Source organism: Streptomyces sp. TLI_185 (assembly GCF_003814765.1).
Lineage (GTDB): Bacteria > Actinomycetota > Actinomycetes > Streptomycetales > Streptomycetaceae > Streptomyces.
Window position 1 is genome coordinate 6,639,370 of record NZ_RKRB01000001.1, and the last position, 13,298, is coordinate 6,652,667.

Sequence of the window (13,298 nt, forward strand, 5' to 3'; positions counted from 1 at the left end):
CCATGGGACGGGCGGGTGTGTGACCCGTGATCCGTACGGGGGAACCGGGGCACGTTTGTGGCATGGCGTACGTTCGTGGGGCGAGGGGTCTGCGGGGTGCGAGTGCCACGAGGGAAGAAGAGGAAGCCCTGCTTCCGCAACATGCGTCGGCGTAGCGTCGGCTGCACATGCCCCCCTCACCTCCCGATCACCGCCCTGCACGGGCGGTGGTGCGACGACCAGTACAACCACCAGGACCGGCGAACCACGTGAGCTCCTCTTCCTCCACCAGGCGCCTGTCGCACCCCCAGGTGCGGCAGGGGGGCCGTGGCGCCTACCGACTGGTGCGTACCCCGCCGATCCGACAGGACCCCCCTCGTCTGGACGCGCCTCAGCGCTCCGTGGTTGACCACAAGGGCGGACCGCTGCTTGTCCTCGCAGGTCCGGGCACCGGCAAGACCACCACGCTCGTCGAGTCCGTGGCGGCCCGGATCGCCCGTGGCGGGGACCCCGAACGCATCCTGGTGCTGACGTTCAGCCGCAAGGCGGCCGTCGAACTGCGCGACCGCATGGCACTGCGCATAGGAGCGGCACGTGCGCCCCAGGCAACCACTTTCCACTCGTTCTGCTACGCCCTGGTCCGCGCCCACCAGGACAACGAGCTGTTCGTGGAGCCGCTGCGCCTGCTGTCCGGCCCCGAGCAGGACGTGACCGTCCGTGAACTGCTCGCGGGCCAGACCGACCTGGAGCGGCTCGGCCTCGCGCATGTGCGCTGGCCCGACGAACTGCGGGCCTGCCTGACCACCCGAGGCTTCGCCGACGAGGTCCGCGCGGTCCTCGCCCGAAGCCGCGAACTGGGCCTGGGACCCGGCGCCCTGGACGCCTTCGCCCGCCGCATCGGCCGCCCCGACTGGCGTGCCGCGGCCACCTTCCTCGCCGAGTACCTCGACGTGCTCGACCTGCAGGGCGTGCTCGACTACGCGGAACTGGTCCACCGCGCGGTTCTCCTCGCCCGCAGTCCCGAGGCCGCCGAGCGGCTCGCCGCGCGCTATGACGCCGTCTTCGTGGACGAGTACCAGGACACGGACGCCGCCCAGGTACGGCTGCTGCACGCCCTCGCGGGCGCCGGCCGCACCCTCGTCGCCTTCGGTGACCCCGACCAGTCGATCTACGCGTTCCGCGGTGCGGACGTGGGCGGCATCCTCGAGTTCCCGGGCGCCTTCCCGCGCGCGGACGGCCGCCCCGCGCCCGTCGAGGTCCTGCGCACGTCGCGCCGCTCCGGTGCCGCCCTGCTCGGCGCGACCCGGCTGCTCACCCAGCGCATGCCGCTCACCCGGCTCCCGGCGGAGAAGGTACGCGCGCATCGCGACCTCGCCCCGGTGCGGGACGGCGGCCGCGTCGAGGTGTACACGTACCCCACGCCCGGCACGGAGCTGGACAACATCGCCGACATCCTGCGCCGGGCACACCTGGAGGACGGTGTCCCCTGGCGTGAGATGGCCGTACTGGTGCGGGCAGGATCGCGCACGATTCCGACGGTCCGCCGGGCGCTCACCGCGGCGGGCGTGCCCCTGGACATCGACGGTGACGACCTGCCGTTGCGGCACGAACCGGCCGTGGCGCCGCTGCTGACGGCGCTGCGGGCGGTGGCCGAGGCGGAGGCGGCGCGGACCGATGCGCCGGAGGGGTCAGGTGCCGAGCCCGCCTCCGAAGGCACCGTGCCCAAGGAGGACGGTCCCGAAGAGGCCCTCTCCCAGGGGCTCGTCACCGAAGAGCCCGAGACCGCCGCGTGCTGGCTCGACACCGAGACCGCCCTGACGCTGCTGGCCTCCCCCCTCGCCGCCATGGACGCCGCCGACCTGCGCCGCCTCGGGCGTGCCCTGCGCGACGAGGAGCGGGCCGCGGGCAACATGCTGCCGCCGCCCTCGGACGAGCTGCTCGCGCGGGCGCTGGCCGAGCCGGAGCGCCTGGTCGCGCACGACCCCACGTACGCGCGTGGCGCCCAGCGGCTCGGCGCACTGCTGCGCAGCGCCCGTGAGCGCCTCGCCAGCGGTGGCACCGCCGAAGAGGCGCTGTGGGACCTGTGGGACGGCACACCGTGGCCGGCACGGCTGGAGCGGTCCGCGCGGCGCGGCGGCGCCGCCGGGCGCAACGCCGACCGCGACCTGGACGCCGTGTGCGCACTGTTCGCGACCGCCGCGCGCGCGGAGGAGCGCACCGGCGGCCGGGGCGCCCTCAACTTCCTGGAGGAGATCGAGGCCGAGGACATCGCAGCCGACACCCTCACGCGGCGTGCCGTGCGCCCCGACGCCGTACGCCTGATGACCGCGCACCGCTCCAAGGGCCTGGAGTGGCGCCTGGTCGTCGTCGCGGGCGTGCAGGAGGGACTGTGGCCGGACCTGCGCCGCCGGGGCTCCCTCCTGGAGGCCGACCGCATCGGCCGCGACGGACTCGCCGAACCGCTCACCCCGGGCGCGCTGCTCGCGGAGGAACGCCGCCTGTTCTACGTGGCCGCCACGCGCGCGCGTGAACGCCTCGTCGTCACCGCCGTGAAGGCTCCCGCGGACGACGGTGACCAGCCCTCCCGCTTCCTCACCGAACTCGGCGTCGAACCCAGGGACGTCACCGGCCGCCCGCGCCGCCCGCTGTCCGTCGCCGCGCTCGTCGCCGAACTGCGCGCCACCACCGTCGACCCGCGCGTCTCGGACACCCTCAGGGAGGCCGCCGCCCACCGCCTGGCCCGGCTCGCCGCGCTCGCCGACGAGGACGGCCGCCCACTCGTCCCGTCCGCACATCCCTACCGCTGGTGGGGCATGTACGAGCCGACCGAGAGCAAGGTGCCGCTGCGCAACCGCGACCAGCCCGTCGTGCTCTCGGGCAGCGCCCTCGACCAGCTCGCCAACACCTGCGCCCTGCAGTGGTTCCTGGGCCGCGAGGTGAAGGCCGACGCCCCCGCCACGGCCGCCCAGGGCTTCGGCAACGTGGTGCACGTCCTCGCCGACGAGGTCGCCTCCGGACACACCCCCGCCGACCTCGCCGTCCTCATGGAGCGCCTCGATTCCGTGTGGAACGCGCTCGCCTTCGACGCGCCCTGGAAGTCGGCGCAGGAGAAGGAGAACGCGCGCGTGGCGCTTGAACGCTTCCTGAAGTGGCATGTCGACACCAGTGGCGCCCGCACCGGCCGCACCCCGGTGGCCAGCGAGCACGGCTTCGACGTCACCCTCGAAGCGGGCGACTACGAGGTCCGCATCCGCGGCTCCATGGACCGCGTCGAGGCCGACGGCGAGGGCCGCGCCTACGTCGTCGACTTCAAGACCGGCAAACAGGCGCCCACCGCTCGTGAGGTGGCACGCCACCCCCAACTCGCCGTCTACCAGCTCGCCGTCCGCGAAGGCGCCGTCGACGAGGCCTTCGACGGCGTACGTCCCGAACCCGGCGGCGCCGAACTGGTTCAGCTGCGCCAGGGCGCCGCCCGGCGCGACGGCGGCGAGACCCTGCCCAAGGTGCAGGCCCAGGACCCCATCGAAGGCGCGGCGGGGGAGTGGGTCGGCGAACTGCTGGCCAACGCCGCCGGAAAGGTCCTAGACGAACGGTTCACACCCAGCGCCGGCCAGCACTGCACGCACTGCGCCTTCCAGGCGTCCTGCAGTGCGAGACCCGAAGGACGGCACGTGGTCGAGTGACGCGGATGATCTTCCGGGCTCATTGTGATCGACCGCACCACGCGTGCTGACCTGCGCTTCTCCCCGCCCGGAGGCCGATCCGGTCTCCACTGTCAGTGGTCGCCGCTAGCCTCTCTGACGTGCCGCCCCGTATCACCGATCCCGATCAGCTCAAGGAGCTCCTCGGGATTCCGTTCACCCCGGAGCAGACGGCCTGCATCATCGCGCCGCCCGCCCCGCAGGTGATCGTGGCCGGAGCCGGCTCGGGCAAGACGACGGTGATGGCGGCACGAGTGGTGTGGCTGGTCGGCACCGGCCAGGTCGCACCCGAGCAGGTCCTCGGCCTCACCTTCACCAACAAGGCAGCCGGCGAGCTCGCCGAGCGCGTCCGCAAGGCGCTCGTCAAGGCAGGCGTCACCGACCCGGACGTCATCGACCCGGACAATCCGCCGGGCGAGCCCGTGATCTCGACGTACCACGCCTTCGCGGGCCGCCTCCTGACCGACCACGGCCTGCGCATCGGCCTCGAACCGACCGCCCGCCTGCTCGCCGACGCCACCCGCTACCAGCTCGCCGCGCGCGTGCTGCGCGAGGCCCCGGGCCCCTACCCGGCGCTCACCCGCTCCTTCGCGGACCTCGTCAGCGACCTGCTCGCCCTCGACGCCGAACTCGCCGAGCACCTCGTGCGGCCCGAGGAGCTGCGCGCATACGACGCCGGGCTGCTGCGCACCCTGGAGGGCGCCAAGCTCACCAACGCCGACCTGCGCAAGGTTCCCGAAGCGGCTGCCGCCCGCCGCGAACTCGCCGACCTGGTGGTCCGCTACCGCGCCGCCAAACGCGAGCGCGACCTCCTCGACTTCGGCGACCAGATCGCCCTGTCCGCACAGCTCGCCCGCATCCCCGAGGTGGGCCGCATCCTGCGCGACGAGTTCCGCGTGGTCCTCCTCGACGAGTACCAGGACACATCGGTCGCCCAACGCATCCTTTTGGCGGGCCTGTTCGGCGACGGCACCGGCCACCCCGTGACCGCCGTCGGCGATCCCTGCCAGGCGATCTACGGCTGGCGCGGCGCCTCCGTCGCCAACCTGGACGACTTCCCGGAGCACTTCGCGCACCCCGACGGCCACCCCGCCACCCGCCAGGCACTCAGCGAGAACCGCCGCAGCGGCGGCCGTCTCCTCGACCTCGCCAACGGCCTCGCCACGCCCCTGCGGGCCATGCACGCGGGCGTGGAGGCCCTCCGCCCGGCCCCCGGTGCCGAACGCGACGGCACGGTGCGCTGCGCGCTGCTGGCCACCCACGCCGAGGAGATCGACTGGATCGCCGACTCGATCGCCCACCTGGTGAACACCGGCAAGGCGCCCGGCGAGATCGCCGTCCTGTGCCGTACGGCAACCGACTTCGCCGAGATCCAGGGCGCACTCGTCACCCGGGACGTCCCCGTGGAGGTGGTCGGCCTGTCAGGGCTGCTGCACCTGCCCGAGATCGCCGACCTGGTCGCCGTCTGCGAGGTCCTCCAGGACCCCGGCGCCAATGCCTCCCTGGTCCGCCTGCTGACCGGCCCGCGCTGGCGCATCGGCCCCCGCGACCTCGCCCTCCTGGGGCGCCGCGCCCGGCTCCTCGTCGCCCACGCGCGCGTGGACGGCGACGACGACCGCGACCGCCGGCTCGCCGAAGCCGTCGAGGGCGTCGACCCCTCCGAGGTGACCTCGCTCGCGGACGCCCTCGACACCTTCCTGGAGATGCCGCTTCACGCCGAACAGGAGGACGACGGGCTGCCCTTCTCCCCGGACGCGCGCGTGCGGTTCGCCCGCCTGGCCGCCGAACTGCGCGACCTGCGCCGCTCGCTGGCCGACCCGCTCATGGACGTCCTGCACCGCGTCCTCGCCGTGACCGGCCTCGAGGTGGAGCTGTCGGCGTCCCCGCACGCCCTGGCCGCCCGCCGCCGCGAGACCCTCTCCAACTTCCTGGACATCGCTGCCTCCTTCGCCGCCGGAGACGGCGAGGCCACCCTGCTCGCCTTCCTGGGCTTCCTGCGCACCGCCGCCCAGTACGAGAAGGGCCTCGACAACGCCCTCCCGGGCGGCGAGAACACCGTGAAGGTTCTCACCGCCCACAAGTCCAAAGGCCTGGAGTGGGACGTCGTCGCCGTCCCCGGCCTGGTCACCGGCACCTTCCCCAGTACCCAGGGCCGCGAGAAGTGGACCGCCCAGGGCAAGGTCCTGCCGCACGAACTGCGCGGCGACGCCGACACCCTGCCCGACGTCGACGCCTGGGACTCCCGGGGCCTCAAGGCATTCCAGGAGGCCATGAAGGAACACCAGCACACCGAGGAACTCCGCCTCGGCTACGTCACCTTCACCCGCCCCCGCTCCCTCCTCCTCGGATCCGGCCACTGGTGGGGCCCCACCCAGAAGAAGCCCCGTGGCCCGTCCGACTTCCTGGAGGCCCTCCACGACCACTGCGCCGCCGGATACGGCGCGATCGAGGTGTGGGCGGACGAACCCGCCGAGGGCGAGGAGAACCCGGCCCTGCACACGGCGACCGCCGACCAGGTCTGGCCCCTGCCCCTGGACGAGGCATCCCTGGCCCGGCGCCGGACGGCCGCCGAAACGGTCCTCGCCCACCTGGACGACCTCGCCTCCCACGAGGACGGCCACCCCGCGGCCACGCACGACCCGGACAGCCACGACGACCCGGAGTGGCCCCCGCCGCCGGACGACGAGGACATGCCGTACGAAGAGGAGGACCCGTTCGCCGACGAGGACCCGTTCGCAGGGGAGAACCCGACCGACTGGGACGCCTGGTCCACAGCCCGCCCGACCGTCCCGCACCAGGCAGCGGCTCCGGAGGGAACCGGCAACCAGGGCGCGCGCCCGCACCCCGCCACGCCGAAATCCGCTGCGGAGCGCGCCCGTACCGCCCCCGGGCGCCCCCGCGCCGCCGCCCCCACCCGCCTCACCCCGGAGGAGGCCCGCACCCTCGCCTCCTGGGACCGCGACCTCGACACCCTCACCGGCGAACTCCTGCGCGCCCGGGAGGCCGTCACGGACGTCCCCCTCCCCGCGTCCCTCACCGCTTCGCAGGTGCTGCGCCTGGCCACCGACCCGGACGGTTTCGCACAGGAACTCGCACGCCCCATGCCGCGCCCTCCGCAACCCGCCGCACGCCGGGGCACCCGCTTCCACGCCTGGATCGAGGCCCGCTTCGAAGAACTGACCCTTCCGATGCTGGAGCCGGAGGAACTGCCCGGCAGCGAGACCGAGATCGCCGACGAACGCGAGCTGGAAGCCCTCAAGGACGCCTTCGAACGCACCGAGTACGCCCACCGCACACCCCACCGCGTCGAAGCGCCCTTCCAGCTCGCCATCGCCGGCCGTGTGGTCCGGGGCCGCATCGACGCCGTCTACAAGGAGGACGACGGCGACGGGACGACGTACGAGATCGTCGACTGGAAGACCAGCCGCTCGCGCACCGCCGACCCACTCCAACTCGCCCTGTACCGGCTCGCCTGGGCCGAGCAGCAGGACGTGCCCCTGGAGTCCGTCAACGCCGCGTTCCTTTACGTACGCACTGGTGAGGTTGTACGACCGGACGGCCTGCCGGACCGGTCCGCACTGGAGCGGCTGCTGCTGGACGAGCCGGCCGCGGCAGCAAACTGTGAGGAACCGCCCAACGAGGATGTCGGTGCGGGCCGATAGGCTCGTGACCATGAGCCAGCCCGTTGACAGTGCCGTCAGCGCCGTCCGTACGTACATCGAGCAGCACCGCGCCGCCTTCCTCGACGACCTCGCCGAGTGGCTGCGCATCCCGTCCGTGTCGGCCCAGCCCGACCACGCACCCGATGTGCGACGCAGCGCAGACTGGCTCGCCGCCAAACTCAAGGAGACCGGCTTCACGACCGCGGAGGTCTGGGAGACGCCGGGCGCCCCGGCCGTCTTCGCCGAGTGGCCCGCCACCGAGCCCGCGGCACCCACCGTCCTCGTCTACGGCCATCACGACGTGCAGCCCGCCGCCCGCGAGGACGGCTGGGACAGCGAGCCCTTCGAACCCGTCGTCCGCGAAAACCGTCTCCACGCGCGCGGGGCGGCCGACGACAAGGGCCAGGTGTTCTTCCACACACTCGGCGTCCGCGCCCACCTCGCCGCCACCGGCCGCACGGCCCCCGCGGTCAACCTGAAGCTGCTGATCGAGGGCGAGGAGGAGTCCGGCTCGCCGAACTTCCGCACCCTTGTCGAACAGCGTGCGGCCCGACTCGCCGCCGATGCCGTGATCGTCTCCGACACCGGCATGTGGGCCGAGGACACCCCCACCGTGTGCACCGGCATGCGCGGCCTCGCCGAGTGCGAGATCCACTTCTCCGGCCCCGACCAGGACATCCACTCCGGCTCCTTCGGCGGCGCCGTCCCCAACCCGGCCACCGCCGCCGCCCGCCTGGTCGCCGCACTGCACGACGAGCACGCACGCGTGGCGATCCCCGGCTTCTACGACGGCATCGTCGAACTCACCGGCCGCGAGCGCGAACTCTTCGCCGAACTGCCTTTCGACGAGCAGCAGTGGCTGCGCACCGCCAAGTCGTACGCCACCCACGGCGAAGCCGGCCACACCACCCTGGAGCGCATCTGGGCCCGCCCCACCGCCGAGGTCAACGGCATCGGCGGCGGCTACCAGGGCCCCGGCAGCAAGACGATCATCCCGTCCAAGGCCATGGTGAAGCTCTCCTTCCGCCTGGTCGCGGGCCAGGACCCCGACCACATCGAGAAGGCCGTCCGCACATGGGCCGCCGAACAGGTGCCCGCCGGGATCCGGTACGAGATCACGTTCGCCGCGGCCACCCGCCCGTGCCTGACACCGCTGGACCACCCCGCCCTGCAGTCCGTCGCCCGCGCCATGGGCCGTGCCTTCGACAAGCCCGTCCGCTTCACCCGTGAGGGCGGCTCCGGACCAGCCGCCGACCTCCAGGAAGTCCTCGGGACACCCGTGCTCTTCCTGGGCATCTCCGTCCCCTCCGACGGCTGGCACGCACCGAACGAGAAAGTCGAGCTCGACCTGCTCCTCAAAGGCGTCGAGACCAGCGCGTACCTGTGGGACGACCTCGCCGAGACCTGGCGCCATGCACCCTGAGCGCCCAGCGCCGTCCGTAGCGCCACCGCCCACGGGGCACACTGAAAAGGCCGCCCCGCACCGCCCAGCCCCGCCGGATCCAGTCGCCTCCCGCCCTGCATCCCGCCGAACCGCCTGCCGAAACAATCCGTTCCACTGGGGGAGTTGGAAGCACCCGTGACCACCTGGACCGACCACACCGCCGACCGCCCCATCTCCCTCACCGCCCCCAGCGGCATCGATCGCGCCGCCCACCACCGCCTCGACGAGGCCTGGCTCGCAGCGGCATGGAGCCACCCCACGACCCGCTGCTTCGTGGTCTCCGGCGGCCAGGTCCTCATCGACGAGACGGCCGACGGCCGCACCGAACTCGTCATGACCCCCTCCTTCGAAGCCCCCCTGACCGAGGCCCACCGCTACTTCCTGGGCACCGACGAGGACGGCGTCAGCTACTTCGCGCTCCAGAAGGACGCCCTGCCCGGCCGCATCGACCAGTCCGCACGCCCCGCGGGCCTGCGCGAGGCCGGCCTCCTGCTGTCACCCCGCGACGCAGGCCTGATGGTGCACGCCGTCGGCCTGGAGAACTGGCAGCGCACCCACCGTTTCTGCTCCCGCTGCGGCGAGCGCACGGTCATCGCCGCCGCCGGCCACATCCGCCGCTGCTCCGCCTGCGGCGCCGAGCACTACCCGCGCACCGACCCCGCCGTGATCATGGCCGTCACCGACGAGCAGGACCGCATCCTGCTCGGCCGCCAGGTCCACTGGCCCGAAGGCCGCTTCTCCACGCTCGCCGGCTTCGTCGAACCCGGCGAGTCCATCGAGCAGTCGGTACGCCGCGAGGTCTTCGAGGAGGCCGGCATCACCGTCGGCACGGTCGAGTACGTCGCCAGCCAGCCCTGGCCCTTCCCGTCCAGCCTCATGCTCGGCTTCATGGCCCGCGCCACCTCGACCGAGATCAACGTCGACGGCGACGAGATCCACGAAGCCCGCTGGTTCTCCCGGGACGAACTGGGCGCCGCCTTCGAAGCCGGAGAGGTACTGCCCCCCTACGGAATCTCCATCGCCGCCCGCCTGATCGAGATGTGGTACGGCAAGCCCCTGCCGACGAGGAGCTTCGTCTGAGCCGGACGCCGCGATGACAGACCCGTACTGGAACCACAACGTCCAGTACCACCCCGTCGTCCTCGAAGCCGTCCCCGACGGCTGCCGGGCGGCCCTGGACGTCGGATGCGGCGACGGGCTGCTCGCACGCAAGCTGGCACAGAAAGCCGAATCGGTGACAGGCGTGGACCGCTCGCCGGAAATGATCCGGCTGGCCCGCCAGCAGACCCCGGACAACGTCACGTTCCAGGAGGGCGACTACCTCGACGACGCGACCCTCACCGAGGGCAAGTACGACTTCGTCAGCGCCGTCGCCGTGGTCCACCACACACGGTTCGAGGACGCGGTGCAGGGCCTGGTACGACTGCTCGCCCCCCGCGGCCGGCTGGTGATCGTCGGGATGGCGTACAACCACACCGCCCTGGACTGGGTGATCAGCGGCTGCGGCCTGCCCGCGAGCCTGCTGAACGCACGGCTGCGCGGCGGCAAACGGGGCCCGGCCGGCATGCCCGTCAAGGACTCGGCCATGCACTGGGCAGAGGCCCGCAAAGCGGCCCACCGCCTGCTGCCCGGCTGCCGCTTCCGCCGCCGACTGCTGTGGCGCTACACCGCAGTGTGGGACAAACCACAAGAGGGCGGTTCCTGAACCGACCCAGGAACCGCCCTCCGAACGAAAACGCGCAGCGCCTACGCGCCGATCTTCTGCTTCACCTGCGCCAGCGACGGGTTCGTCAGCGTCGAACCGTCCGGAAACAGCACCGTCGGCACCGTCTGGTTTCCGCCATTCGCCTTCTCCACGAACGCCGCGGAATCCGGGTCCTGCTCGATGTTGATCTCGTTGTACGTGATGCCCTCACGGTCCATCTGGCTCTTCAGCCGACGGCAGTAGCCACACCACGTGGTGCTGTACATCGTCACAGTGCCCGGCATGTCTCTCGCGCTCCTCAGCTGCTCGGGGATGCTTGGTCGCAGTGATGGAACGTACTTGAAAGAGCCACCATTCCCACACGCGGTACCGCACCGGACGTGACGCCTGCCGCATTAGTACGACTGCAGGTACCTGCCTGTGGACAACCGCCGCACCCGTCTCCGACGACCTGGCAGCATGGCCATGTGACAGCAGCAACGCACTCCACGCTCTTCCCGCAGGTACCGGCCACGCCCGATGCCGTGCTCGAAGGGCTCGACCCCGAGCAGCGCGAGGTGGCCACCGCCCTGCGCGGACCGGTGTGCGTACTGGCGGGCGCCGGAACCGGCAAGACCCGAGCGATCACCCACCGCATCGCCTACGGCGTACGCGCCGGAATCCTCCAGCCCTCCAGCGTGCTGGCCGTCACGTTCACCAACCGCGCTGCCGGCGAGATGCGCGGCCGGCTGCGCCACCTCGGCGCCGCCGGAGTCCAGGCCCGCACCTTCCACTCGGCCGCCCTGCGCCAGCTCCAGTACTTCTGGCCGAAAGCAGTCGGCGGCTCCATGCCCCGGCTCGTCGACCGCAAGATCCAACTCGTCGCCGACGCAGCCGCCGCCTGCCGCATCCGCCTCGACCGCGGCGAACTGCGGGACGTCACCGCCGAAATCGAATGGTCCAAGGTCACCCAGACCGTCCCCGCCGACTACGCCCCCGCCGCCGCCAAGGCCGGCCGCGACACCCCCCGCGACCCGGCCGAGATCGCGCAGCTCTACTCCGTCTACGAAGACCTCAAACGGAACCGCTCCGTCATCGACTTCGAGGACGTCCTGCTGCTCACCGTCGCCATCCTCCAGGACCGGCACGACATCGCCGACCAGGTCCGCTCCCAGTACCAGCACTTCGTCGTCGACGAGTACCAGGACGTCAGCCCCCTCCAGCAGCGCCTCCTCGACCTGTGGCTCGGCGAACGGGACAACCTGTGCGTCGTCGGCGACGCCAGCCAGACGATCTACTCGTTCACCGGAGCAACCCCCGACCACCTCCTCGACTTCCGCACCCGCCACCCCGGAGCCACCGTCGTCAAACTCGTCCGCGACTACCGCTCCACCCCCCAGGTCGTCCATCTCGCCAACGGCCTCCTTGCCCAGGCCCGAGGCCGCGCAGCCGACCACCGCCTCGAACTGATCTCGCAACGCGACCCGGGCCCCGAACCCGGCTACACCGAGTACACCGACGAACCCGCCGAGGCCGAGGGCGCCGCCCGCCGCATCCGCGAACTCATGGACGCCGGCGTCCCCGCCAGCGAGATCGCCATCCTGTACCGCACGAACTCCCAGTCAGAGACCTACGAACAGGCTCTCGCCGACGCGGGAGTCCCCTACCAGTTGCGCGGCGCCGAGCGGTTCTTCGACCGTCCCGAGGTGCGCAAGGCGGGCATCGCCCTGCGCGGCGCGGCCCGCTTCGGCGGCAACGACTCCCTCCTCGACGACGCCGTGGACCTGCCCTCCCAGGTCCGCGCCGTGCTGTCCGGGGAAGGCTGGACCCCGCAGCCCCCGGCAGGCTCCGGCGCGGTCCGAGAGCGCTGGGATTCCCTCGCCGCCCTCGTGAACCTCGCGCACGACTTCGCCGCCGCCAAACCCGCCGCCACCCTCGGCGACCTCGTCGCCGAACTCGACGAGCGGGCCAACGCCCAGCACGCCCCCACCGTTCAGGGCGTCACCCTGGCCTCCCTGCACTCCGCCAAGGGCCTGGAGTGGGACGTCGTCTTCCTGGTCGGCGTCGCCGAGGGCATGATGCCGATCACCTACGCAAAGACCGACGAACAGATCGAGGAGGAACGCCGCCTCCTCTACGTCGGCGTCACCCGGGCCCGGCAGCACCTCCACGTCTCCTGGTCACTGTCCCGCTCACCCGGCGGCCGCCCGAACCGTCGTCCCAGCCGCTTCCTGGACGGGCTGCGCCCGGGCTCCACCGCCACCGTCGGCCGCACCGCGGCCGGCAGCGCAGGGGGCGTCGAGCGGGGCTTCACGAGCAGACCGGACGCCGTACCCCGGCGCACACAGCGCACCCCGGCCCGCTGCCGGGTGTGCGGACGCACGCTCACCGACGCCGGCGAGATGAAACTGATGCGCTGCGAGGACTGCCCCTCCGACATGGACGAGGGCCTCTACGAGCGCCTGCGCGAGTGGCGCGCGGACCAGGCGCAGCGCAGCGGACAGCCCGCCTTCTGCGTCTTCACCGACAAGACCCTGATGGCCATCGCCGAGGCCGCCCCCGACGAGGAGGGCGAACTGGCGCGGATCCCCGGGGTCGGCGTACGCAAGCTCAACCGCTACGGGGCCGATGTACTGGCCCTGTGTGCAGGTCGCGAACCCGGAGAACAGGACGAAGGGGACTGATTCAAACTCGTCGAAAAAATAGTTTGCGCATGCCCCAGCAATCCCCATAGGTTCTTAGCCACGGGGATGGAGGCCTTCTCGGAGGCCCCAATTCCGTGTTCTACTTGCATATCCGTCGGACTGGTTCACCCCCAGTCCCCCGAG

Annotated in this window: 7 protein-coding genes; 6 read left to right on the forward strand and 1 reads right to left on the reverse strand. The window is 72.1% G+C overall.

Annotated features, from left to right (window positions below; genetic code table 11):
• Window positions 1-248 precede the first annotated feature (248 nt).
• The 5 genes from EDD92_RS30710 to EDD92_RS30730 all read left to right on the forward strand — a co-directional run bounded on the left by EDD92_RS30710 (window position 249) and on the right by EDD92_RS30730 (window position 10,491).
• Complete coding sequence (locus EDD92_RS30710; RefSeq protein WP_123967335.1) at window positions 249-3,662, forward strand: ATP-dependent DNA helicase; 3,414 nt, start codon at window positions 249-251, stop codon at window positions 3,660-3,662.
• A gap of 119 nt (window positions 3,663-3,781) precedes the next feature.
• Window positions 3,782-7,342 (forward strand): ATP-dependent DNA helicase, encoded by a 3,561-nt coding sequence (locus EDD92_RS30715; protein WP_123967336.1) that lies wholly within the window; start codon window positions 3,782-3,784, stop codon window positions 7,340-7,342.
• A 10-nt stretch (window positions 7,343-7,352) separates the two neighbouring features.
• The gene (locus tag EDD92_RS30720; RefSeq protein WP_123967337.1) at window positions 7,353-8,765 is read left to right on the forward strand and encodes a dipeptidase; all 1,413 of its coding nucleotides are present in this window, start codon (window positions 7,353-7,355) and stop codon (window positions 8,763-8,765) included.
• Between the two features lie 156 nt (window positions 8,766-8,921).
• A complete protein-coding gene (nudC, locus tag EDD92_RS30725) occupies window positions 8,922-9,866 on the forward strand; it encodes an NAD(+) diphosphatase (protein WP_123967338.1) in 945 nt (314 codons plus the stop codon).
• Window positions 9,867-9,879: 13 nt separating this feature from the next.
• Window positions 9,880-10,491 carry a bifunctional 2-polyprenyl-6-hydroxyphenol methylase/3-demethylubiquinol 3-O-methyltransferase UbiG gene (locus EDD92_RS30730; RefSeq protein ID WP_123967339.1) on the forward strand — a complete coding sequence of 204 codons (612 nt, stop codon included), beginning with the start codon at window positions 9,880-9,882 and terminating at the stop codon, window positions 10,489-10,491.
• A 41-nt stretch (window positions 10,492-10,532) separates the two neighbouring features.
• Here EDD92_RS30730 and EDD92_RS30735 read toward each other — a convergent pair whose 3' ends face one another.
• Window positions 10,533-10,775 carry a mycoredoxin gene (locus EDD92_RS30735; RefSeq protein WP_030929162.1) on the reverse strand — a complete coding sequence of 81 codons (243 nt, stop codon included), beginning with the start codon at window positions 10,773-10,775 and terminating at the stop codon, window positions 10,533-10,535.
• A 183-nt stretch (window positions 10,776-10,958) separates the two neighbouring features.
• Here EDD92_RS30735 and EDD92_RS30740 point away from each other — a divergent pair, with 183 nt between their 5' ends.
• Window positions 10,959-13,154 carry an ATP-dependent DNA helicase UvrD2 gene (locus EDD92_RS30740; RefSeq protein WP_185124174.1) on the forward strand — a complete coding sequence of 732 codons (2,196 nt, stop codon included), beginning with the start codon at window positions 10,959-10,961 and terminating at the stop codon, window positions 13,152-13,154.
• Window positions 13,155-13,298 lie beyond the last annotated feature (144 nt).